This is a genomic window from Cellulophaga sp. L1A9 (assembly GCF_009797025.1).
GTDB lineage: Bacteria > Bacteroidota > Bacteroidia > Flavobacteriales > Flavobacteriaceae > Cellulophaga.
This window is the reverse complement of record NZ_CP047027.1, coordinates 2,843,787-2,868,181: the sequence shown is the minus strand read 5'-3', so window position 1 is coordinate 2,868,181 and position 24,395 is coordinate 2,843,787. Positions and strand designations below refer to the sequence as shown.

General features: G+C 33.3%; 25 protein-coding genes and 1 pseudogene. 15 read left to right on the top strand and 11 right to left on the bottom strand.

Annotated elements, in window-relative coordinates; translation table 11 throughout:
- The first annotated feature begins 228 nt into the window (after positions 1–228).
- Positions 229–357: a 30S ribosomal protein THX gene (locus GQR94_RS12495; RefSeq protein WP_081688272.1), complete on the top strand. Its 129-nt coding sequence runs from the start codon at positions 229–231 to the stop codon at positions 355–357.
- Between the two features lie 47 nt (positions 358–404).
- Here the strand turns inward: GQR94_RS12495 and yaaA are convergent, their stop codons facing one another.
- The 3 genes from yaaA to GQR94_RS12480 form a co-directional block, all read right to left on the bottom strand.
- Complete coding sequence (gene yaaA / locus GQR94_RS12490; RefSeq protein ID WP_158975815.1) at positions 405–1,166, bottom strand: peroxide stress protein YaaA; 762 nt, start codon at positions 1,164–1,166, stop codon at positions 405–407.
- Between the two features lie 116 nt (positions 1,167–1,282).
- A complete protein-coding gene (locus tag GQR94_RS12485; protein ID WP_370458297.1) occupies positions 1,283–2,323 on the bottom strand; it encodes an RluA family pseudouridine synthase in 1,041 nt (346 codons plus the stop codon).
- A 4-nt stretch (positions 2,324–2,327) separates the two neighbouring features.
- The gene (locus GQR94_RS12480) at positions 2,328–2,915 is read right to left on the bottom strand and encodes a PASTA domain-containing protein (protein WP_158975814.1); all 588 of its coding nucleotides are present in this window, start codon (positions 2,913–2,915) and stop codon (positions 2,328–2,330) included.
- A 186-nt stretch (positions 2,916–3,101) separates the two neighbouring features.
- Between GQR94_RS12480 and GQR94_RS12475 the strand changes: the two are divergent.
- From GQR94_RS12475 to GQR94_RS12455, 5 genes and pseudogenes are all read left to right on the top strand, one after another.
- Positions 3,102–4,084: pseudogene (locus GQR94_RS12475) on the top strand (D-alanine--D-alanine ligase).
- A gap of 31 nt (positions 4,085–4,115) precedes the next feature.
- Positions 4,116–4,571 carry a pantetheine-phosphate adenylyltransferase gene (coaD, locus tag GQR94_RS12470; protein ID WP_158975813.1) on the top strand — a complete coding sequence of 152 codons (456 nt, stop codon included), beginning with the start codon at positions 4,116–4,118 and terminating at the stop codon, positions 4,569–4,571.
- A gap of 182 nt (positions 4,572–4,753) precedes the next feature.
- Positions 4,754–6,598 (top strand): PAS domain-containing sensor histidine kinase, encoded by a 1,845-nt coding sequence (locus tag GQR94_RS12465; protein WP_158975812.1) that lies wholly within the window; start codon positions 4,754–4,756, stop codon positions 6,596–6,598.
- Complete coding sequence (locus GQR94_RS12460; protein ID WP_158975811.1) at positions 6,585–6,989, top strand: two-component system response regulator; 405 nt, start codon at positions 6,585–6,587, stop codon at positions 6,987–6,989. The genes GQR94_RS12465 and GQR94_RS12460 overlap by 14 nt, the downstream gene beginning before the upstream one ends.
- A 144-nt stretch (positions 6,990–7,133) precedes the next feature.
- Positions 7,134–8,897: a M14 family metallopeptidase gene (locus GQR94_RS12455; protein WP_158975810.1), complete on the top strand. Its 1,764-nt coding sequence runs from the start codon at positions 7,134–7,136 to the stop codon at positions 8,895–8,897.
- 3 nt (positions 8,898–8,900) lie between these two features.
- Here the strand turns inward: GQR94_RS12455 and GQR94_RS12450 are convergent, their stop codons facing one another.
- Positions 8,901–9,488, bottom strand: a complete 588-nt coding sequence (locus GQR94_RS12450; RefSeq protein ID WP_158975809.1) for an NUDIX hydrolase — start codon at positions 9,486–9,488, stop codon at positions 8,901–8,903.
- Between the two features lie 7 nt (positions 9,489–9,495).
- Between GQR94_RS12450 and pyrE the strand changes: the two genes are divergently transcribed.
- Positions 9,496–10,137, top strand: a complete 642-nt coding sequence (gene pyrE / locus GQR94_RS12445) for an orotate phosphoribosyltransferase (RefSeq protein ID WP_158975808.1) — start codon at positions 9,496–9,498, stop codon at positions 10,135–10,137.
- A gap of 4 nt (positions 10,138–10,141) precedes the next feature.
- Complete coding sequence (locus tag GQR94_RS12440) at positions 10,142–10,534, top strand: SRPBCC family protein (protein ID WP_158979598.1); 393 nt, start codon at positions 10,142–10,144, stop codon at positions 10,532–10,534.
- On the opposite strand, the gene GQR94_RS12435 is transcribed toward GQR94_RS12440, so the two are convergent.
- Entirely contained in the window at positions 10,531–11,262 is a 732-nt protein-coding gene (locus GQR94_RS12435; RefSeq protein WP_158975807.1) for a biotin--[acetyl-CoA-carboxylase] ligase, read from the bottom strand. The genes GQR94_RS12440 and GQR94_RS12435 overlap by 4 nt on opposite strands.
- A 94-nt stretch (positions 11,263–11,356) precedes the next feature.
- Between GQR94_RS12435 and rsfS the strand changes: the two genes are divergently transcribed.
- From rsfS to GQR94_RS12405, 6 genes are all read left to right on the top strand, one after another.
- The gene (gene rsfS / locus GQR94_RS12430) at positions 11,357–11,731 is read left to right on the top strand and encodes a ribosome silencing factor (protein ID WP_158975806.1); all 375 of its coding nucleotides are present in this window, start codon (positions 11,357–11,359) and stop codon (positions 11,729–11,731) included.
- Between the two features lie 12 nt (positions 11,732–11,743).
- Positions 11,744–13,729, top strand: coding sequence for an ATP-dependent zinc metalloprotease FtsH (gene ftsH / locus GQR94_RS12425; RefSeq protein WP_158975805.1), 1,986 nt, complete (start codon positions 11,744–11,746; stop codon positions 13,727–13,729).
- 82 nt (positions 13,730–13,811) lie between these two features.
- On the top strand, positions 13,812–14,423 hold the full coding sequence (locus tag GQR94_RS12420; protein ID WP_158975804.1) for an LUD domain-containing protein: 612 nt from the start codon (positions 13,812–13,814) through the stop codon (positions 14,421–14,423).
- Position 14,424: 1 nt separating this feature from the next.
- Positions 14,425–15,240 carry a phosphatidate cytidylyltransferase gene (locus GQR94_RS12415; protein ID WP_158975803.1) on the top strand — a complete coding sequence of 272 codons (816 nt, stop codon included), beginning with the start codon at positions 14,425–14,427 and terminating at the stop codon, positions 15,238–15,240.
- On the top strand, positions 15,230–15,901 hold the full coding sequence (locus tag GQR94_RS12410) for a phosphatidylserine decarboxylase family protein (protein ID WP_158975802.1): 672 nt from the start codon (positions 15,230–15,232) through the stop codon (positions 15,899–15,901). Before GQR94_RS12415 ends, GQR94_RS12410 begins: the two co-directional genes overlap by 11 nt.
- Positions 15,888–16,151 carry an acyl-CoA-binding protein gene (locus tag GQR94_RS12405; protein ID WP_158975801.1) on the top strand — a complete coding sequence of 88 codons (264 nt, stop codon included), beginning with the start codon at positions 15,888–15,890 and terminating at the stop codon, positions 16,149–16,151. Before GQR94_RS12410 ends, GQR94_RS12405 begins: the two co-directional genes overlap by 14 nt.
- 44 nt (positions 16,152–16,195) lie before the next feature.
- Here the strand turns inward: GQR94_RS12405 and GQR94_RS12400 are convergent, their stop codons facing one another.
- Together GQR94_RS12400 and GQR94_RS12395 are read right to left on the bottom strand one after the other, a co-directional pair.
- The gene (locus GQR94_RS12400; protein WP_158975800.1) at positions 16,196–16,909 is read right to left on the bottom strand and encodes a response regulator transcription factor; all 714 of its coding nucleotides are present in this window, start codon (positions 16,907–16,909) and stop codon (positions 16,196–16,198) included.
- Positions 16,902–18,098, bottom strand: coding sequence for a sensor histidine kinase KdpD (locus GQR94_RS12395; RefSeq protein ID WP_233268297.1), 1,197 nt, complete (start codon positions 18,096–18,098; stop codon positions 16,902–16,904). Before GQR94_RS12395 ends, GQR94_RS12400 begins: the two co-directional genes overlap by 8 nt.
- Positions 18,099–18,398: 300 nt before the next feature.
- On the opposite strand from GQR94_RS12395, the gene GQR94_RS12390 reads away from it, so the two are divergent.
- A complete protein-coding gene (locus tag GQR94_RS12390) occupies positions 18,399–18,857 on the top strand; it encodes a doxx family protein (protein WP_199271479.1) in 459 nt (152 codons plus the stop codon).
- On the opposite strand, the gene GQR94_RS12385 is transcribed toward GQR94_RS12390, so the two are convergent.
- The 4 genes from GQR94_RS12385 to GQR94_RS12370 all read right to left on the bottom strand — a co-directional run bounded on the left by GQR94_RS12385 (position 18,844) and on the right by GQR94_RS12370 (position 24,297).
- Positions 18,844–20,415: an SDR family NAD(P)-dependent oxidoreductase gene (locus GQR94_RS12385; RefSeq protein WP_158975798.1), complete on the bottom strand. Its 1,572-nt coding sequence runs from the start codon at positions 20,413–20,415 to the stop codon at positions 18,844–18,846. The two genes, GQR94_RS12390 and GQR94_RS12385, sit on opposite strands and share 14 nt — an antisense overlap.
- Before the next feature lie 235 nt (positions 20,416–20,650).
- Complete coding sequence (locus GQR94_RS12380; RefSeq protein WP_158975797.1) at positions 20,651–20,929, bottom strand: hypothetical protein; 279 nt, start codon at positions 20,927–20,929, stop codon at positions 20,651–20,653.
- 106 nt (positions 20,930–21,035) lie between these two features.
- On the bottom strand, positions 21,036–21,647 hold the full coding sequence (locus GQR94_RS12375; RefSeq protein ID WP_158975796.1) for a fumarylacetoacetate hydrolase family protein: 612 nt from the start codon (positions 21,645–21,647) through the stop codon (positions 21,036–21,038).
- A 19-nt stretch (positions 21,648–21,666) separates the two neighbouring features.
- Entirely contained in the window at positions 21,667–24,297 is a 2,631-nt protein-coding gene (locus GQR94_RS12370) for a valine--tRNA ligase (protein ID WP_158975795.1), read from the bottom strand.
- Positions 24,298–24,395 lie beyond the last annotated feature (98 nt).

Below are 24,395 nucleotides of genomic sequence, written 5' to 3'. Positions count from 1 at the left end.
ACATCGTAAAGTTACATTTTTTGAATGTGCATTACAATTAATCCAACGCATATAATTAACCCTTTTCATTCTAATTTGACAGCAATTTAAGTACGAAAAAGCAAATCTATTATGTAAATTAACTTTTGAAACAAATTTTAAATAATTGCTTATAAAACTATTCTAAAGTTCATGGTCTATAGATTTCTTTACTAGCCTTTAAAGTTGTAATTTTAAGAAAAAGAAGTCATGGGAAAAGGAGATAAAAAATCTAGAAAAGGGAAAATATCCAATAATTCTTTTGGAGTAAGAAGACCTAAAAAAATTAAAAGAAGACCAACTGTTGAAGAAAAAATTGCCATTAAAAAGAAAAAGTAACTACGGCTGTAGTTACTTTTTCTTTTTTAAAATTTAGACCTTGATACTTAGCGAATAAATACAGGCTGATTTTCTTTTAAGGTATGCTCTTTACTAAATAGATATCCATCTAAATTAAAGCCTCGTAGTTCTTCAAGAGAATTAACTTTCTCATCTATAATATACCTTACCATAGAACCTCTTGCTTTTTTAGCATAGAAGCTTATTATTTTTAGTTTATCGTTTTTCCAATCTTTAAATACTGGAGCAATTACAGGCACTTTTAGACTCTTCACATCTACTGCACTAAAATATTCATTGCTTGCTAAGTTCACGAACAACTCCCCTTCTTCCAATTCGGAATTTAAAGATGCTGTAATGTCTTTCTTCCAAAACTCATACAAGTTTTTGGCACTCCCAACTTTCAAACTCGTTCCCATTTCTAATCGGTACGCCTGCATTAAATCTAAGGGTTTTAAAACACCATACAAACCAGATAAAATACGAAGCTGGTTTTGTAACTCAGCTATTTTAGTTTCTTTTAAACTATAGGCATCCAACCCTTGGTACACATCACCACTAAAAGCATACACGGCAGGGCGTGCATTTTCTGGAGAGAAAGGCAATGAAAAATTCTGATTTCGATCCCAATTTAATTGCGCCAATTTATCAGATATATGCATTAAATCCGACAAGTCTTTTGGCTTTTTCTTTTTTAAAACTGCGTTTAATTTTTTAGAATGATCTAAAAACGCAGGTACTGTATATGTTGTTGTAGGTAATTTGGTATTAAAATCTAAGGACTTCGCTGGAGAGATTACAATTTTCATCTGATGCTTTTTAATTTTTCACTAGGTGAGCTATTTCTTCCCAACAAAATTACAGAAGATAACCTGTATAAAACCCATCTTTCAAGATGGGTTTTCAATAACTGTATTTATAAAATCTATCCTTCTGAACTTTCTGCACTATGCTTAGCATAAGCGCGCCACTTATCGATACAATTCGCCATGTCTTCAGGTATTTCCGAATCAAAGCGCATAAACTCCTTCGTAACAGGGTGCACAAAACCTAGTGTCTTAGCATGCAATGCTTGCCTTGGTAAGATCTTAAATGCATTATCTACAAACTGCTTGTATTTTGTAAACGTCGTACCTTTTAATATTCTTTCTCCACCGTAACGTTCGTCGTTAAATAAGGTATGTCCTATGTATTTTAAATGCACACGAATTTGATGTGTTCTACCCGTTTCTAACTTACAAGAAATTAAAGTTAAATACCCTAAACGCTCTATTACTTTAAAATGAGTCACAGCATCTTTCCCTTGTTCTCCATCAGGAAATACGGTCATTTGCAAACGGTTCTGCGGATGCCTTCCTACGTGACCCTCTATGGTTCCTTCATCTTCTTCCATATTCCCCCAAACAAGCGCAACATATTCGCGCTCACTGCTTTTATCAAAAAACTGTTTTGACAAAAAGGTCATCGCTTCATCTGTTTTCGCGATAACGAGAAGCCCTGAAGTGTCTTTATCTATTCTATGGACCAGGCCTGGACGTTCGTTACTATTTACCGCTAAGTCTTTGGTATGATGTAACAATGCATTAATAAGGGTCCCGGAATAATTACCATGACCAGGATGCACGACCATTCCAGGTTTTTTGTTTACGACCATTAACACGTCATCTTCGTAAACAATATCCAAAGGAATATCTTCTGGTACCAATAAAAATTCATGTGGTGGATGCTCAAAAAGAACCCGAACTTCATCACCTGCTTTCACACGGTAATTCTGTTTTACCTGAATATCATTGACCCAAATATGACCATCTCTCGCTGCTTGTTGAATTTTATTACGAACAGCATTTTCAATAAAATTCATTAAAAATTTATCAACACGCAATGGCTCTTGCCCCTTAGAAGCAACGACTTTATGATGCTCAAAAAGATCATCTTTTTCTATTTCTGAGCGCTCTTCTGGTTCCATCATATTATTCTGAATCTGATTTGATTTGATTGCTTTGGCTTTCATTACCATTACCGCAAACCAGTTCTATTTTTGAAGTTTTAGGAAGCTTATACCCTTCCTCTATGTATTTTCCTTTGTATTTGATACGGTATACCATATCTTTTCCAAACTCATCAATATAGGTTACGCGTTGCACATCTAAACCTACAGCTCTAAGTTTTGCAGTAGCATTACGTAACGTTACCTGAATGATATTGGGAACACTTACTTTTTTATACCCAGATGGGTTTACAGTAACATAAATTTTTCTACTCTGTTTTACTTTATAACCTGCTGGTGGATTCTGCTCAATAACAGAAAACCTAGGATAGTCTGGGTTATAATTTGCGGAATCTAAAACCTCAAAACGTAAATCAGAATCTTCCACGACTTTTCGCATTTGAGTTACAGACAATTTTGCTAAATCTGGAACTTCAACAAATTCCCCATGATTCGTAGAGTTTCTTAACCACTGTAATACTCCAAACACAAAAAGCACCACTACCAAAAGGGCTAACCCTAATTGTATTAAAAAAACTTTGCTTTTCAGAAAGTTTAAAAAATTTCTCATCTTATTTCTTATTGTAACGGCAAATATAAGAAATGGACCCTAAGAAACGAACAGCCGTTTCGTAAAATCGCGTTATATTTATAGTTCGCTAGAAAAAAATTGAACACAATGAATCAAAACATGCCGTTTTTTCTTTTCTTTGACTTACAATTTCAGTTTGTTTATTTCTAATATTAAGTTTTAATAATGAAGAAAAATATTGCCATAATAATGGGCGGATACTCCAGCGAGTATAAGATTTCGTTAAAAAGTGGAAGCGTTGTTTACAAGTATACTGACAAAGAAAAATTTAACCTCTATAGCATTCATATTTTTAAAGAAAAATGGGTCTATGTAAATAAAAACAATGAAGAGTTCCCTATAAACAAACATGATTTTTCCATTGAGGTAGACCATCAAAAAATAACCTTTGACTGTGTATTTAATGCTATCCATGGCTCTCCCGGAGAAGACGGTTTAATGCAATCCTATTTTGAATTATTAAACATTCCGCAAACCTCTTGTGACGCTTACCAATCTGCTTTAACATTTAACAAGCGAGATTTCTTGAGTGTTTTAAAACCTTATGGCATTAAATCTGCACCATCTTATTATCTAAATTTAGGCGATGCCATAGACAAAGAAGGTATCGTAGCAAAAGTTGGCCTACCGTGTTTTGTTAAAGCTAATAAAGCAGGCAGCAGCTTTGGAATAATGAAAGTATACAAAAAAGAAGAATTAGATACTGCTATAGAAAATGCGTACAAAGAAGATGATGAAATTATTATAGAGGGCTTTCTTGATGGAACAGAAGTTTCTGTTGGGGTACTAAAATATAAAGGAGAAACAAAAGTACTTCCTATTACTGAGATAGTTTCGGAAAACGACTTCTTTGATTATGAAGCTAAATACGCAGGGAAATCTCAAGAAATAACACCCGCTAGAATTAGCAAATTACAAGCACAAAAAGTAAGTGACATCGCTAAAAAAGCATATGATGTTCTAAAAATGAAAGGCTTTTCTAGAAGTGAATTTATATTTATCAATGACGACCCTTTCATGCTTGAAATGAATACTACCCCCGGTCTAACAGAAGAAAGTATTTTACCGCAACAAGCTAAAGCAGCAGGCATATCATATTATCTGAACTTTTTGAGAATGCAATTAACGAAGCTTTAACTGTAAAATAAGTACCTTTAAACACCACTAAAATAAATTTTTATGAGACGCGCAATTTTCCCAGGCTCTTTTGACCCACTTACTCTAGGACATTATGATATTATACAAAGAGGTATTACACTTTTTGATGAACTTATCATTGCCATAGGTGTTAATTCTGATAAAAAATATATGTTCTCGCTAGATGAGCGCAAGCACTTTATAAAAGAAGCTTTCGCCAATGAACCCAAAATCAAAGTGCTAACTTACGAAGGTCTAACCGTAGATTTTTGTAAAAAAATAAATGCAAATTTCATCTTAAGAGGATTGAGAAACCCAGGGGATTTTGAATTTGAAAAAGCCATTGCTCATACAAATAGAAAATTGTCTGAAATTGAGACTGTATTTTTACTTACCTCTTCAGGTAAATCCTATATTAGTTCCTCTATCGTACGAGATGTAATCAAAAACGGAGGAGACTACACGGGCTTAGTTCCAGATTCTGTACGCGTTAAATAAACACTCATAATCCCCTCCCAGCTACAGTGAAAAAAAGGTGGGAGTACCTGCTCTTATTTTAGTTTACTACCCCCTAGGTATCATTTATCGCATTTATCACCACTCTTTTATAAGAATTCACAACAATTGCTGTTCTAGTTATATAATTACTTTCTACTTTAGTAGGAAATTTATTACTAGTCTTGAGGCAAAAAATAAAACATAACGATAATTATTTAATAAAACAGTTACCAAAAGCAACCGCTTATGTTAACGTGGACCTCTCTATTGCCCATATTTCTGATAGTTGGTTGAACGAATTTAATTTTTCTTCAAAAGATTTAGATAAGAATAATATACTTGAACTATTTCCTACGTTAACTACCAAATGGAAGCAAGATATTGATTACGCTTTTTTAGGATTTAAAAACACCCCAAAAACTGATAAATATTTTAATAGCGATACAATTAAATGTTGGTTAGAATGGACTATTTCTCCATGGTACGATGAAGAGGAAAATGTAATTGGCGCAATTATTCAAGTAGAAGATATCACAGAGAATTTTCTTTTAAAGCAAAAACTAGAAAAACTAGAAATTCTAGTCTCTGTTAAATCTCAGATTGCAAAAATTGGCAGTTGGGAATATAATGCCATTAATGACGAATTACATTGGTCAGATATGACAAAATTAATCCATGAAGTAGCAGACGATTACACCCCTACCATAGATAACGCTTTAAGTTTTTATAAGCCGGGAGAAAATCAAACTAGAATTACAGAACATCTAGATCAAAGCTTAAGAAATGGCACTCATTGGAATGATAAATTTCAAATAATCACAGAAAAAGGAAAAGAAATTTGGGTAATTGCAACAGGAAAACCACTATTTGAAGATAAAAAATTCGTAGGAATAATTGGCACTTTCCAAGACATCACCGAAGACGTAAAGGCGGAACAAAAAACCAGAGAAAATGAAAATCTATTACGAACTTTAATAGATCATTTGACCCTTAATGTTTTTGTAAAAGACCTAGAGTCCAAAAAAATATTAGTAAACCAGTCGGAATGTGATTATCTTAATTCCACAAGCGAAGAACTTATAGGAAAAAGTGATTTTGATTTATATGATCTAGAAATTGCTCAAGCATCAAGAGATGAAGATGTAAAGATATTAAATACTTTAGAACCTATGCTTGGTGTAGAAACCATCAACAGAAAAAAAGATGGTCAAAAAACAAACTTCTTGACTTCTAAAATCCCTTTATTTAATGAAGAAAATGATGTTGTCGGTCTTATTGGTTTCAGTTTAGACATCACCCCAATAAAACGAAAAGAAGAACAACTTAAACACCTTATACGCGTTTCTGCATTACAGAATAAAAAATTATTAGATTTTGCACACATCGTATCCCATAACTTACGTTCACACACTGCAAACTTTTCCATGCTTCTTGGCTTTTTAATTAAAGAAAAGGAAGAAGAAGAAAGGGAAAAATTACTAGGGATGCTTATTGGCGCTTCTGATAATCTCTTAGAAACGATTGATAATTTAAATGAGGTACTTGAAATTAATAGTAATCCATTACAAGATAAGAAGAACATACGTGTAAATACCGAAATAAACTTTGTACGGAAAAACCTTAAAACTTTAATAAAAAATAAAAATACCAATATTTTAAACCACATCACAGATGATATATTTATTAAAGGGGTGCCACCTTATGTAAGCAATATTTTCTTAAGCATCATATCAAACGCTATCAAGTTTGGCCAAGATACTACAGAAAATAAAATTGAACTAAATGCCCACAAAATAAAGGGATATACAATTATCACCATAAAAGACAATGGTATTGGTATTGATCTTAAAAAAAATAAAGATAAAATTTTTGGGATGTACAAAACATTTCATCAGCTAGAGAATTCAAGAGGTGTAAGCCTATATATCTCACGAAATCAAATAGAAGCTATGAATGGAAGATTTGAAATTACAAGTAAAGTAGGACAAGGCACTACATTTAAAATATACTTTAATGAAGATGATTGATCATATTTGTATAATAGACGATGACACTATCACTGTTTTTGGCATAAAAAAGTTGCTTACAAGCACTATTGAATGCAACAACATTGATGCTTTTTCTAACGGAAAATTGGCGCTAGAATATCTTTCAGAAATTGTTTCTAACAAAACAAAACTACCTGATTTAATATTTCTAGACTTAAACATGCCTATAATGGATGGCTGGGAATTTTTAGAAGAGTTTTTAAAACTCCCTATAACGAATTCTATAACCGTAAATATCGTGACCTCCTCAATCAACAAAGAAGATCGAGATAAGTCTGATTTTTACAAGTGTAGAACACACCATAATATCACCTATAATACAAAACCGTTAAATAAAGTTGAAATTGAGAAAATCACAAACATAGTGTAACAAAGACACTTTATTTTCATTATTTTTGAAGCTTAAATTCGCAAAGCAATAGCTTTCAGTGAATTGATTGTTATCCATTTAAACGCACCCATAGATAGCTGATCATTACTGAAATTATCGTGCTCAATAATACTTCCGAAACCAATGAAATTTCTACCGTATCTTTTTTTTATAGTACTGATGACCTCTTGTGAATCAGAAAAAGAGGACAAAACAATTGATTACAAAACACATTTTGAACTTTCTAACGGTGAAGAAACAGCTACCTATCAAGAAACTATTGACTTCTATATAAAGCTTGCCAAAGAATTTCCTGAAGTAAATATTCAAACGATTGGAGAAACAGATAGTGGCATTCCATTGCATTTAGTAACCTACAATTTAGATGCTGACTTCAATTTTAAAAAAATAAAAGAGTCCAAATCCATTCTCTTAATAAACAATGGCATCCACCCAGGCGAAAGCGATGGTATTGATGCTACTATGCTTTTATTCAGAGATTTAGCTACTGAAAATATTACTCCTCCCGAGAACACCGTGATTGCAACCATACCAATTTACAATATAGGAGGAGCTTTAAATAGAAACACCACGACGAGAGCCAACCAAAATGGACCTAAAGAATACGGCTTTAGAGGGAATGCAAGAAATTTTGATTTAAATAGAGATTTTATAAAATCTGACACTAAGAACGCAGAAACATTTGCGACAATTTACCATTTAGTAAAACCAGATATTTTTATTGACAACCACGTGAGCAACGGTGCTGATTACCAATACACCTTAACACACCTGTTTACCCAACACAACAAACTTGGTTTAGAATTAGGTGAATATCTAAACCAAGATCTAATGCCTAAATTAGAAGCTAGTTTAGCAGAAGACAAATGGGATATCACTCCATATGTGAACGTTCATAATGCTGTTCCTGAAAATGGGTTTTCACAATTTATGGACCACCCTAGGTATTCTACAGGGTATACTGCTTTGTGGAACACCTTAGGATTAATGGTCGAAACTCACATGCTTAAGCCTTACAAACAAAGAGTTCAAGGCACCTATGAGCTTATGAAAAAAATGATTGAGATCTCGGAAACAGACGGTCAAAAAATCAAAGAATTACGCAAAAATTATACTGAAAACGTTCAGAATTTAGAATACTATCCTCTAAAATGGGAAATTGATTCTACACAAACAACTACTTTAAATTTCAAGGGTTTTGAAGCTGACACTATAATTAGTGAAGTAACCGGTTTTCCTAGACTAAAATACAACAACGACAAACCCTTTACCAAACCAACAAAATATTATAATTATTTTAAGGGCTCTGAACGCATAAAAATACCTAATGCTTATATCCTTAAAAAAAGTAATTTTAAGATTATAAGTCTTTTGACAAAAAATGAAATTGAATTTACAAGAATTAAAAAAGACACACTAGTCGAAGTCCAATCCTATAAAATTAAAGATTACAAAACATATACCAGCAGTTACGAGGGCCATTACCCGCATTACGACACGGAAATAAGTAAGAGCACCCAAAAAGTGCAATTTGAACAAGGTGACCTATACATCCCTACAAAACAAAAAGGAATTCGTTATATTATAGAAACACTAGAGCCTGCTGCTACAGATTCTTTTTTTAATTGGAACTTTTTTGACCCAATATTACAACAGAAAGAAGGTTTCTCTCCTTATGTTTTTGAAGACATTGCTGCTGAGTTATTAAAATCGAATAGCTTATTAGATGAAGCATTTCGTTTAAAGAAAGCTAGTGACGAAGATTTTGCCAAAGATTGGTATGCACAATTAGAATACATTTACCAACGATCAGAATATTACGAAAAAGCACACAATCAATACCCTGTATACAGAGTATTTAACAGTTTTGAAGTAGTGCCTGATTAATCATTAATCTTCAAAAAGAATTTTAATATTAGTATAAGAATTTTGAAGGGCCTTAGCTATTTTCTTAGGTCCTTTCCATTTTACTTTTTCGATACCTTCATCTAATTGACCAATAAGCTCACCTTTATATGAAGTTTTCATAGCAAACCAATGCACTTCTTTAAGTTTATATTTTCCATTTCTTTTAAAAACATGATAGGTTGTTTTTAAAATATTTTCAATTTTCAAACCTTGAACTCCAGTTTCCTCCTCTACCTCCCTCAATGCACATTCTTCCAAAGTTTCACCCTTGTCTAATTTACCCTTAGGCAAATCCCACTTATCATTTCTATAGATAAACAAAACCTTTCCTGCCTTATTGGTTACAACACCTCCAGCAGCAACTACTAAAGGAATTTTAGCCGTAAATTTGTTTAAAATTTCGTCAACATTTGGGTGATAGATATACGCAACGCTGATTTTATTAGTAGATAGCAACTCTATTGCTTCATTTATTGACTTTTGGTTCAATAAAAAATATTTATTATTAGCTATATCCGACAGTTTATTTGTCAAAATCAACTGAGACTCATTAACAAAAACTTTATACATTTGCAATATGGTTTTAAATAAAGACACCGCTAAAAAGACAGCAGAACTTTTGTTGCAAATTAATGCAATTAAGTTGAATCCTGAAAATCCTTTTTCATGGGCTTCAGGATGGAAATCTCCAATCTATTGTGATAATAGAATAATTTTATCTTATCCTCCTATACGTAACTATGTGCGTGAGGAAATTGCTAAGCAAGTAGAACACCTATACGGCAAGCCAGATGTTATTGCTGGTGTAGCCACGGGAGCTATTGGAATAGGCATGTTAGTTGCAGACTATTTAGGACTTCCTTTTATATATGTTCGCCCAGAAGCAAAATCTCATGGCAGACAAAATCAAATAGAAGGTGCTCTAGAAGAGAACCAAACAGTAGTGGTTATTGAAGATTTGATAAGTACAGGAAAAAGTAGTTTAAATGCGGTAAAAGCACTGGAAGCATCAGGCGCAAAGGTAAAAGGCATGCTCGCTATATTCACTTATGGTTTTGATATTGCTAAATCAAATTTTGAAAAACACCATCTAGAGCTTCACACCTTAAGTGATTATGATCATTTAATTGAACAAGCAACAGAAACAAATTACATAAAAGAAGATCAGTATAACACATTAATTGAATGGAAGAAAAATCCATCAGAATGGCAACAATAACATTATGCATATAGAAACTCAAAAAAAAACAATAAAAAAAAGTAGTCAGGAAGTTTATGATTTTTTAATAGACATCAAAAACTTTGAGCAATTAATGCCCGAAAACATAAGCAAGTTTGAGCTAATTAGCGAAGAACGTTTCTTGTTTGCATTGAAAGGAATGCCCGAAATAGTGCTTCAACGTAAAGAAATGACACCAACAAGCAAGGTAGTATTAGGTGCAGCTAGTGAAAAATTACCCTTTACATTAACCGCTAATATTGTAAAATTAGGTGCAAATGAAACGGAAGTTATTCTAAGTTTTGAGGGAGAATTTAATGCAATGATGGCAATGATGATAAAAAACCCTATTACCAACTTCATTGGTACTTTATCAGATAATTTACAGAAAATTTAATACAGTAATTTAATTTCTTTTAGCGCATATTCTTTAAAGATTTCATCTTCCTCTTCTACCAATAACCTACCCTCATTGGTTACATTTCTAATGATTCCGGTAAACATGGTATTTGAGACATTCATGAAAGTAGATGCTTTGTCTTTTCTAAAAAGTTGCGCTAAATATTCAACTTTTAAATCTTGTTGATTTACAGTAAAATAATAGTCAAAAACTTCTGAAAGGTTTTTGGCTATTTTTTTTAAAAGCTCATCCAAATCATATTGAATACCCGTAATTAATTTTAAAGAGGAAACATTCGGCAAATTATTAAATGAAATTTGGTTCACATTTAATCCAATTCCTATTATTGAAGCTTGAATTTTACATCCAGAAAGTATATTTTCAATTAAAACACCACAAATTTTGTGGTTGCCTGACAAAATGTCGTTAGGCCACTTAATCTTTAAGTCAGCTATTTTCAATTGATTTAAACTGCGAAAAATAGCGAGTGAAACACAAATATTTAAATCAAATTGATCACGTACTTCAAAAGTATCGAATTTTTTCAATATACTGAATGTTAGATTCTTACCGCCTTCAGAAACCCAAGTTGTACCCATTTGACCTCTACCACTTGTTTGCCTCTCAGCAACCACAATGGTATTATCCGAAGCTTGTGTATTAAACACTAAATCTTTCAGGTAAACGTTTGTAGAGTCTATGGCATCAAGTTTGATTATTTGCATTTGTTAACTATTATATAAAAGTTAAATCTTATTACTTAAAACAATAGCTAAGAAAACAAAAAAATAATAACTTTGCGAAAATTAAATTTATTTAATGCAGAAAAAGCAAACAAGCGTAGATGAGCTCATCAGTTTTATTCTAGAGGGAATAGAAGAAGTTAAAGGAAATAACATAAGCTTACTTGACCTAAGAGAAATTGAAAATACGGTTTGCGACTATTTCATAATCTGTAACGGTACTTCAAACACGCATGTAAATGCGATAGTAGGCTCAATTCAAAAAACAGTAAGTAAGAAACTCAAAGACAAACCTTGGCACGTAGAAGGCTCGGATAACTCTGAATGGGTTTTAATGGACTATGTAAATGTCGTTGTACATGTATTTCAAAAACAAGTACGCGAGTATTATGATATTGAAGGACTTTGGGGAGACGCAAAAGTAACCATGATTGAAAATAGTTTTAAATAAGAAAAAACAAAGATGGCAAAAGACAACAATACGAGCCCCAAGAAACCAAAGTTTAGTTCGTGGTGGATCTACGGAATAATAGCAGTATTATTAATTGGATTCCAGTTTTTCAATAGCGCTAGCTTATCTAGTCAAAAGAAAACAACTACTTCTGAATTACAAGAATATTTAAGAAATGGTGATGTAGCCAAAATATTGATTGTAACCAATACAAGACAAGCAAAAGTCTTCTTAACCCAAGAAGCTTTAGAAAAAGATGTTCATAAGGATGTTGCTAAAAAACCTTTCGGACTATCTGGTGGCGAATCTCCACAGTATGTTTTAGATTATGGTGATCCTCAAAATTTTGAGAATGATATAAAAAACACAAAAGTTGAATACAACTTAGATACTGTCATTGATTACACCACAGAAAACAACGTTATACTTGATATTCTTTTAAGTGTATTACCATTTATTCTTATTATAGGTATTTGGATATATCTTATGAGAAGAATGTCTGGTGGCGGTGGCGGTGGCGCTGGAGGTCAGATTTTCAATATTGGAAAATCTAAAGCAAAACTTTTTGACGAAAAAACAGACACAAGAACATCTTTTAAAGATGTTGCTGGTTTAGAAGGAGCGAAAGAAGAAGTTGAAGAAATTGTAGACTTTTTAAGAAATCCAGATAAATATACCTCTTTAGGAGGTAAAATTCCTAAAGGAGCCTTATTAGTGGGCCCTCCTGGAACAGGAAAGACATTATTAGCTAAAGCAGTTGCTGGTGAAGCTAAAGTACCTTTCTTCTCGCTTTCTGGATCAGATTTCGTAGAGATGTTTGTAGGTGTTGGAGCTTCTAGAGTTCGTGATTTATTTAAGCAAGCGAAAGAAAAATCTCCTGCAATTATATTTATCGATGAGATTGATGCAATCGGTAGAGCTAGAGGTAAAAATAATATGACAGGTTCTAATGATGAACGTGAAAACACCCTAAACCAATTGCTAACGGAAATGGATGGTTTCGGAACAAATACGAATGTAATTGTTTTGGCCGCTACGAACAGAGCAGATGTTTTAGACAAAGCTTTAATGAGAGCTGGTCGTTTTGATAGACAGATTTATGTAGACTTACCAGACATTAGAGAACGTAAAGAAATTTTTGAAGTTCACCTTAAGCCAATTAAGACTGCTGAAACATTAGATACAGAATTTTTAGCAAAACAAACTCCTGGTTTTTCTGGAGCTGATATTGCTAACGTTTGTAATGAAGCCGCACTTATTGCTGCTCGTAAAGAAAAGAAAGCAGTTACAAAACAAGATTTCTTAGATGCTGTAGATCGTATTGTTGGTGGTCTAGAGAAGAAAAATAAGATTATCACTCCTGGTGAAAAAGAAACTATTGCTTATCATGAGGCTGGTCACGCTACAGTAAGTTGGATGTTAGAACATGCCGCGCCATTGGTTAAGGTAACCATCGTACCAAGAGGTCAATCTTTAGGTGCAGCTTGGTATTTACCAGAAGAAAGGTTAATTGTTCGTCCAGATCAGATGAAAGACGAAATGTGTGCTGCCCTAGGGGGTAGAGCTGCTGAAAAAGTAATCTTTAATAATATTTCTACAGGAGCATTAAGTGATTTAGAAAAAGTAACTAAACAAGCGAGAGCTATGGTTACTATTTACGGACTTAATGACAAAATTGGAAACTTAACATATTATGATTCTTCAGGGCAAGATTCTTATGGCTTTTCTAAACCTTACAGTGAAGAAACTGCTAAGACTATAGATAGAGAAATTTCTATTCTAATTGAAGAGCAGTACCAAAGAGCTATTGAACTTTTATCGAACAATAAAGATAAGCTTACTGAACTAGCAACACGTTTGTTAGAAAAAGAAGTGATCTTTAAAGACGATTTAGAGAAAATATTTGGCAAAAGACCTTTCGATAAAGACGTCGCTGAAGCAGCTGCTGCAAGAGAAGAAGAAGCCTCTAAAGAAGCGGATACCGAGAACAAAGAATAAGTTAATTTTAAGCAGAAGTTTATTAAGATAAACTTCTGCTTATTTTTATATTAAATAAGTAGTAGAAGTTTTAAAGATAAGAATGGGTCTATTTGAGAAACTATTTGGAGGTGGCAAAAAAAAGGTTTCTGCAGCGCAAGAAGAAACCAGAGGTATGCATATGCCCGACCTAGATATTCCTATTGATGAAAAATTTACTATTTACTTCAAAAAAAATGGAGGAAAATTCATCTATTGTGATAGCAACCAAGACGTCAGTGATGCACTAAAAAATATCCGCCTAGAAAACAGCTGGAATAATACCGCTTTTTTCTCAATGGATACCAACTTAGAAGAAAAGTTTAAGCTAGAAGCACTTACTTTTACTGACGACCCTAAAAAAAGTGAAATTTTCTTTACCACTTGCGAACACCTAGTAGCACAGAACGGCTCTATACTTATTTGCTCTAACCAACTTAGAGATCGCAAACTAAATGAGCTCCCTGAAAATTTTATAGTTTTCGCAACCACCAGCCAATTAGTAAATTCTATTGGAGAAGGCCTAAAAAAAATTAAGAAAAAACACCTGAATAGTATCCCTACTAATATTACGACTATTAAACACTTTCAAGCCATATCAGAGGACAAAAAAGATTTCCTTACTTACGGGAGTAGCTCTAAAAATTTGTATCTTATCCTTCTGGAAGACTTATAATATGGGAGAAATTTTCAGAAGATTACTTACGGGGATCGTATATGTGGTAATATTGCTATCTGCAATATTTTTAAGTTCAGACGCTTTTGACTTTTTATTCATGGCTTTCGGGCTCGCTTGTCTCTATGAATTCAAGAGGATGACCAAATTACCTGGCTACTATATTTTCGCAGCTTACTTGACACTTTGGTGGGCTTTCATTTATCTTATTAATGATTATTCTTACGGAAAATCAATTATAAATATTTTGATGTTCATTACAATAACCATCAACATCGGACTTTTATTTTACTTATTTTCCCCTAAAGAAAAAAAGTTCAAAAGCCTTCAAAAATTTTTAATTGGATTGTTTTATATTGGAGGAGGTTGTATATTTTTGACCATGATACCGTATCAACAAAATAATTTTGCGAAATTTTTAATCATGGGTATTTTTATACTCATATGGGTAAACGATTCATTTGCCTACCTAGTTGGAAAAACCATTGGAAAAAATAAACTTTTCCCTAGTGTATCTCCTAAAAAAACTTGGGAAGGCACTATTGGTGGTTTAGTTTTCGCTTTAATTGCTGCATATTTTTTATCTAAATACGAAACCCACATTAACCTCATACAGTGGCTTATTCTAGCTGTTGTTATTGTAGTTTCTGGTAGTTTAGGAGATTTAATAGAATCAAAATTTAAAAGAGCTGCTGGTGTGAAAGATAGTGGCGCTATTTTACCAGGTCACGGTGGGATGCTAGACCGTTTAGACAGTTTAATTTTCGCAGCACCTTTTGCGTATTTAACCTTAAATATTTTCAACCATGTTTCATAAAGAAGGGCAAAAAATTATTTTAATCTCATTTTTCTTAGTGGCTATTACAGTTCTAGCTGCCCATTATTATATTGATTTAAATTGGTTAAAACTACTTATTCAAATTACGGCAATAGTTTTTTTAATTACTATTCTCCAATTCTTTAGAAATCCAAAACGTAAGGTTCTAAAAAGTTTCGATGAAATTTTAGCTCCTGTAGATGGTAAAGTTGTGGTTATTGAAGAAGTGCAAGAAAATGAATACTTTAAAGACAAACGTCTTCAGGTTTCTATTTTTATGTCGCCTATAAATGTACATGTTACTCGGTATCCTGCAAGTGGTGCTATTACCTATTCTAAATACCATCCTGGTAAATTTCTAGTAGCTTGGCATCCAAAAGCTAGTGAAGAGAACGAAAGAACCACTATTGTAATTAAAACACCAAAATTTGGTGAAATACTATACCGTCAAATTGCTGGAGCATTAGCAAAACGTATCGTCAATTATGCAAAAGTAGGAGATAGCGCACATCAAGGAGAAGATGCCGGATTTATTAAATTTGGTTCTAGGGTAGATTTATTCCTACCTTTAGATTCAGCCATTAATGTAAAACTTAATCAGAAAGTTATTGGTGCAAAAACCTGTATAGCTAGCTTACCAATAAAAGATGAAGAAAGATAAACTTCAGACTGAATTTGCAAATGCAGTTACCTTCGTAAATGATTACACCAATCCTTTACCTGCAGATTTTCTGCTTAAGCTATATGCTTATTATAAAATTGCAAATGAGAATTTTGAGAATCCAGGAAGCAGTACTCCCTTGATTAATGCTTTCAAAGCAAATGCTTTGTTTCAAGCAAAAAATCTATCTAAAAAGGATGCTATGAAAAAATACATAGCTCTAGTAAGAAAAGATTTAGGTGATTTTTAGATCCTGAAAATCTAGTATTTCGGCTTTAAATACCTCAGCGTTTATCACACCTGCTTATTATCAAATAACACGAAACCCTTTCTATGGATATTTTCAATTTTTATTGAAGTATCTTGACTTAAATATTTACGTAAATGCGAGATAAAGACATTTAAGCTTTTGCGATTAAAATAATCATTCTTACCCCAAATGGTCACGAGAATATCTTTATGCGAACACAATTGGTTCTTATTTTCCACTAAAAATTGAAGTAACTCCGTTTCTCTGCTTGTCAGTTTCACAACAGTATCGCCGTACTTTAATTGCTGATTAAGCACATCAAATGAATAAGCTCCTACAGAACGTGTTGCAGTAAGCTTAATCCCTATAACATCTTTAGGGACTAAACGTGACAATAAAATAGTAATTCGCACGACGAGCTCTTCTTCATCAATTGGCTTCTTTAAATAATCCACAGCACCCAATGAAAAGCCTTTCAAAACATCAATCTTTAAAGATTTTGCTGTTAGAAATATAAAAGGCAACGCTGTAAATTGACTTTTAATTTTTGATGCCAATGTAAAGCCATCCATTTCTGGCATCATAACATCTAAAATAGCAAGTTGAAAAATATCTAACTCAATACATTTTAAAGCCTCTAAACCAGACTTAGCCCAAGTTATTTTAAAACCTTTCATTTTTAAATATTCAGAAAGAAGATATCCTAAAGATTCATCATCTTCCACCAATAAGATAGAATGTTTATCTGTATTAACCATGAGACACTAAAGGTAATTCAATTATAACTGTTGTTCCTTTTCCTAATTCGCTTTCCAAAGAAATAGTACCCTTATGGTTTTTAATAACTTTTTTAACATAACTAAGCCCCAATCCATATCCTTTTACTTTATGCAAATCACCGTCAAAGACGCGGTAATATTTCTGAAAAATTAATCGTTGTTCCTTTTGCGCGATCCCCGTTCCGTTATCTGTTATACGGATTAAAAGTTTTTTATTGCATACCGTAGCTTTCAAAGATATTTCTGAATTATCGGAATATTTCTTAGCATTATCAAGAACATTATTTATAGCATTTTCTAGATGAGAAGCTTCCGCTTTTAAAATATAGTGCTCTCCTTTCAGATCATATTCAAATTGCGCATCCTCTAAGTTTGTAATCGCTTCAAATTCTTCACAAATCTGTTTCAAATTTGGGTAAAAGTCTAGAGCTGTTAATGCAAAAACACGCTTACGCTCTTCTAGCTTTGCCAAATCTAGCACTTTATCAATATGGTTCTTTAATCGATCTACCTGCGCTCTAATATGCTTAATAACCGGTTTCTGAGAGGCTACATCCTCATGTTCCAATAACTTCGTTGCTAAGCCAATGGAAAATACAGGTGTTTTTAGTTCATGAGTTAGATTATTTATAAATTCATTGGTCGTTGTTATAACTTTCCGCTGCCAATAAAAAGATTTCAACACCCAAACTACCACGAGAATAATTGCCAACATAAAAATAAGACTAGGAATGGTAAGTCCGTTTAATTGATACAAAAAAAAGGTATTCATATCCTTAAATTGTAACTCCAGAGAAAGACGTTCTCCTATTAATTTTGGCAGATACCCCTCCAACTCTAAAGGAAAAATCAATATACTATCCTCTTTTTCAAAACGCTTGGGAGAATGTAAATAAAAGGTAGAATCCCTTGAAATTAATTGATAGGTAAAATCAGAAGTTATTCCATGAACAGCTAGCCTATCTATTAAAAAATCATTTAAAAAATGACTTGATGCATCTTGAACACTGTCAAGACTAAGGCTAAAATAGGAGCCATCTTTAGTAATGGATTTGCCAATTAGAAAAGTAAGTTCATTTTCAGTTCTAAGGTCATTTTTAATAAGGCTACTCACAGCCACAATATTCTTATTGAACTGAACCTTTGCGAGATTTAATCCAATTTTCAAATATTGATACTGTACAATGAATAAACCAAGTACAGAAATTACGAATACAATGAGATATAGTTTCCTTCTAAGTAGCACGATAACAAAGTAAGCTAAAAATCAAAATTAAACAGACTAGTTCCTATTTTATTAATCAAATTAACCTTTCATTAATCTTTTTGACTTATCGTTAATCTTATTGTATTTAAATAATAGTTACCTTAGTAACCGAGTTAATATAAGTACAAAAAAACTATTTTATGAAGCCAACCTATTTTTATGGTTGGCTTTTAATTTTAGCACAACCAAACCTTCGCTACTATGAAATCTATTATTAATAATGTAGCTGATAAGATCAGCGCATTAAACTTCCTAGCTATTTCAATAGGATTGGTCTATCTATTTTTTGGAATACTAAAGTTTTTTTCATCTCTAAGCCCCGCGGAAGACCTTGCAATACAAACCATCAATAGCCTTACATTTAATATTATTCCTGAAAAAACTTCAATATTTCTTCTTGCCTTATGGGAAACATTTGTTGGCGCCTGTTTACTTTTCAATTTTCACAAAAAAGCAATCTTAATTTTAGCTTTAGTTCACATGTTTTTCACCTTTACACCTTTAGTTCTAGCTCCCGAAATTACGTTTTCAGAGGCTAGTTTTGCCCCTACTTTGCTGGGACAGTATATTTTTAAAAATGTCGTAATTGTTGCTGCTTTAGCAACTCTTTTAAAGGATGTAAATAAAAAGAGAAAGCTTACCCTTATTACCAATCAATAGGCCTATAGTCTTTTAAAAACTTACCACACCAGTGTTTTCCTGTATTGATCCCATCTATTAATGGATCTAATACTCGGGCAGCACCATCAACAATATCTAAAGGAGGCTGAAAATCGTGAACTTCTTGTTTCTTTTTTGATAGTTCCGCAGGGTCTTCATCCGTAACCCAACCGGTATCAACAGCATTCATAAAAACACCATCGGTAGCAAAATCTAATGCCGAAGTATGGGTCATCATATTTAAAGCTGCCTTCGCCATATTGGTATGCGGATGCCTATCTTCTTTATAGAAACGGTGAAATTTACCTTCCATAGCAGAAACATTGATAATATGTTTTTTACCTGTATTTTCTTGACGCATAAGTCTAGATAACCTATTACATAATACAAAAGGTGCTACCGCATTTACTAATTGTACTTCTATCATTTCAGGAGTTTCAATCTCCCCTAATTTCAAGCGCCAGCTATTGGTTTTCCGCAAATCTACTTGTTGCAAATCAGCATCCAACTCCCCTTCTGGGAACACTTCTTTTGTAGCCAATGAATTATCAAAGCTATATGGTATTTGAGATAATTTAGCCGAAGCACGTATACCAATTCCTGGTTCAGGGGCATGCCAATTTACAGGCAAAGTATCATTTTCTTGACTAGAAATATTTTTACCTAAGGCATTCAACTCATCCAAACAGTATAAATGATCTGCTAGTACTTCTTTTGCCGCTTTAGGCAAAGCCGCAACTGGCATCTCTTCATTTTTCATCAAATGCTGATAAAAACCTGCTGGTCTTCTAACCGTTTGCGCAGCATTATTTATCAGAATATCTAAACGATCGTACTGTTGTTCTATGAAATTACAGAATATTTCTACACTTGGAATATGACGTAAATCTAAACCATGTATTTTAAGGCGATGTCCCCATTTAGAAAAATCGTCCTCTTTAGAAAACCGCAATGCAGAATCTACAGGAAAACGTGTCGTAGCCACAACGGTTGCCCCTGCACGTAATAATATTAAAGTAATATGATAGCCTATTTTTAAACGAGACCCAGTAACAATAGCTACTTGATCTGTAAGATCTGCGGTTTGATAGCGTTTAGCATAATTAAAGTCTCCACAATCTTGGCACATGGTATCATAAAAATGATGCAGTTTTGTATACACTGTTTTACAAACGTAACAGTTGCGAGGAGATTCTAATTCTTTTCCTTCCAAATCATTGAGCTTTGCAGCCTCTAACAATATTGGCGCCTTGAATATCACAGATTCTCGTGCGCTACGAATCCCCGTTTCTTTACGGGCATGCTTATCACGTTCAATCATTTTACGCTTTGCCGCTTTTGCAGCATCTTTCTTGCGTTGCTTAAATTCATGACGACTTGGTCTAGACAATAAGCCCGCAGCTTTTAGCAAGGCTACCCGTTTTTCTTCGGGAAGCTCTAATATTTGAAAAGCATTTTCACCCAACTTATCTAAAATGGAAATACAGGCATCTACTTCTTCAAGACTAACATAATTAGTTTTCTTCTCTCCAATTTCCTTTTCATTTTCAGAATTCATACAACTACTATTCAATGATTTTAACGCTGCAAATGTACAGTTAAAAACAAACACCCTTAAAAAAAAGATGAATCTGAATACCGTAGCTCCAACGCTAAAAAATCAAATAATATAGATAATGAAAAAAATAAGGTACTCTGTTATCTAAGATAAGGGCCTTACTACGGCATAAAAAAAAACTCCATGTATACCTATTTAGATACACATGGAGTTTTATATGTTTTTAATGCACTCGCTAATTTCTTGCAAATAAGAAAATTATTCTAATCACGATCAAAATTATTCCCAGAACACCCCAAATCGAAATTGGACCTGATTCTTCTTGAGGCACAGATTGCGCTGCATATGATTTTGCTGCTATTTTAGAGGCTTCTTTTGGGTCAATACTAAAATCATTACAATTTGAAACAAAATCTGGTTTCCGCTGACTGAGCGAACAAACGATTCCTACATTAGGGTCAAAAGTTCTTTTTTCGCACTTTTTACAAAATGCAAGACGCTGTGTTAAATCCATATGATAAAATTTGGTTGGTAAGAAAATAACGCCATATTTAACTATGTAGTATATCGCTTACAAAAAAACCAAACGCCATCTCAAGCATTTACCCCTATAAAAAGGGCTATTTTACTTTTGTCTCTAAAACCTTTTTCCCTTCTAAATAACCAATCATAATATCTCCAGAATTAACTTTACCTACTCCTTTTGGAGGCGTACCTGTTAATAAAATATCTCCCGGATTCAGAGTCATTATTGAAGAAACATATACCACAAAGTCTACCAAATTGGTAATCATATGCGAACTATTTCCTTTTTGCACCTCGACACCATTGACTTCATATGAAAAATTAATATTTGCAACATCTGGGAAATCCGCTATTGGATAAAAAGGAGCAATAGGTGTAGCACCATCAAAACCTTTGGCTAATGCCCAAGGCCCTTTTGTTTCTCTACTACTAGCCAATACATCTTTTGCCGTTAAGTCATTAGATAAAGTTACCGCATCTATAAAACCTAAAGCGTTCTCTGTTGTAGCTGCTTTACATGTTTTCCCTATTCTAAAAGCTAATTCAGCTTCGAACCATACATCATTTGAAAAACTAGGAAGAATTAAATCTTCATTATTTTCTAAAAGTGTGGTGTCTGGTTTGGTAAAAACTATTGGTATCACCTTCCCTGAAGGCATTTCACTCAACTCATTTACATAATTTTTCCCTACGGCTACTATTTTCATTATCTATTCTATTGATTAATTATTTTAAACTTGCTAAACTTTTTTGCAGCGTTTCAATTTTAGCTTCTGCATCAGCTTGCTTTTTACGCTCAATCGCAATTACTTGCTCTGGTGCATTACTTACAAAACGCTCATTAGATAATTTCTTTTCTACAGACATTAAAAAGCCTTTTGTATATTTTAATTCTTCTTCTATCTTTTTAATTTCTGCATCAACATCAATAGCTCCGCTTATCGGAATAAAATACTCATTACTTTTTACTCTAAAAGATAAAGCGCCATCTACAGCTTCGGATACATAAGAAATTTCAGAAACATTTGTCAATTTTGTAATAACAGTATCCCAATCTTTTGCAATATCACCTTCATTTAAAACCGAAAGTTCTAAATATTCTTTCATCGGGATATTCTTTTGCTTCCTGATGGTTCTTACCCCAGCAATAACCTCAGCAGCAAAATCAAATCCTGATATCAAGGCTTCATCAACAGCAGTTGCTTCTGGCCATTTTGCAATTACTAAAGCTTCTTCTGGCGTTCTCTCTGCAATATGCTGCCATATTTCTTCCGTTAAGAATGGCATGAATGGATGCAATAGTTTTAAATTATTTTCAAAAATTGCGACTACTGCATCAAACGTAGTTTTATCTATTGGTTGTTGGTATGCCGGTTTTACTATTTCTAACAACCAAGAACTATAATCGTCCCAAACTAATTTATAAATAGCCATTAAAGCATCTGAAATACGATATTTGCTAAAGTGATCTTCAATTTCTAATAGTGTTTGATTGAATTTGGCATTATACCATTCCAAACCTAATTTTGAAGCTTCTGGCTGTGGTAAATCTTCCACTTCCCAACCTTGCACTAAACGGAAGCCATTCCATATTTTGTTTGCAAAGTTTTTTCCTTGCTGACAAAGAGATTCATCAAACATCAAATCATTACCTGCCGCTGCGCTTAACAGTAAACCTACACGCACACCATCTGCACCATACTCCTCAATCAATCCTAACGCATCAGGAGAATTCCCTAATGATTTAGACATTTTTCTTCTTTGTTTATCTCGCACCAAACCTGTCAAGTAAACATTTTCAAAAGGTGGCTTATCACGATATTCGTAACCAGAAATAATCATACGTGCTACCCAAAAGAATAAAATATCTGGACCGGTAACTAAATCATTGGTTGGGTAGTAATATTCTATCTCTTTATTCTCTGGCTCTAGAATTCCGTTAAAAACGCTGATTGGCCATAACCAAGAAGAAAACCAAGTATCTAGTGCATCTTCATCTTGTTTTAAATCAGAAATTTTTAAAGCTGAATTTTCTGTTTTTACAATTGCTTTTTCAAGCGCTTCTTCTTTACTTTCTGCAACTACAAAATCATCTGCACCTTCTCCGTAATAATAGGCAGGTATTTGTTGTCCCCACCAAAGTTGTCTAGAAATATTCCAATCCCGAATATTTTCCATCCAATGACGGTATGTATTTTCAAACTTTTTAGGAAACAATTTAACGTCTCCTGTTTCTAAAACTGCTTTTATTGCAGGTTCAGCAAGATCTTCCATCTTTAAAAACCATTGATCTGATAACCTTGGCTCTATTACTGCTTTTGTTCTTTCTGAAGTCCCTACTTTATTTAAATGTGTTTCCGTTTTTACTAAAAAGCCTTTTTCTTCTAATTCTTTTGAAATTTCTTTTCGCACTACAAAACGATCTTTTCCCTCGTAATGTAATCCATGATGATTTAAGCTAGCATCAGCATTTAAAATATCTATTACTTCTAAATTATGCTTCTCTCCTAGTGCCTTATCATTAATATCATGTGCAGGAGTAACTTTTAAACATCCAGTACCAAATTCTATATCAACATAGTCATCTTCAATAATAGGAATGGCTCTACCACTTAATGGTACAATAGCCTTTTTCCTTTTTAGATGTGTATAGCGTTCATCATTAGGATTTATACAAATTGCAGTATCTCCTAAAATTGTTTCCGGTCGCGTCGTAGCAATGGTCACTTTTTCATCAGAACCTTCTATTTGATATTCTAAATAATAAAGTAATCCTTGCTTTTCTTCATGAATTACTTCTTCATCAGAAAGTGTTGTTTGTGCTTCCGGATCCCAGTTTACCATTCTAAACCCACGATAAATCAGCCCTTTTTCAAATAAATCAACAAAAACTTTTATCACAGATGCGGACATGTTGTCATCTAAAGTAAATTTAGTACGGTCCCAATCGCAAGAACATCCTAGTTTTTTAAGTTGCTCTAATATAACACCTCCATATTCATCGGTCCAATCCCAAGCGTGTTTTAAAAATTCTTCACGGGTTAAATCTGCTTTATCAATTCCTTGTTCCTTTAATTTTGCGACTACTTTAGCTTCGGTAGCAATAGAAGCATGGTCGGTACCCGGCACCCAGCAAGCATTTTTACCCATTAACCGTGCTCTCCTGATCAACACATCTTGAATTGTATTATTAAGCATATGCCCCATATGCAATACTCCGGTTACGTTTGGCGGAGGTATTACAATGGTGTATGGCTCTCTTTCATCTGGTGTAGAATGAAAATAACCATTACTCATCCAGTACTCATACCAATGCTTTTCTACTTTCTGAGATTCATATTTTGATGCTATTTCCATATTTTGGTATAATTTTTGTTTTAAATGATATGTATCTTCTTGAAGAATACTACAAATGTTAAAAAAATAAGTTTTTAGACTTCTTGAAATACGAAACA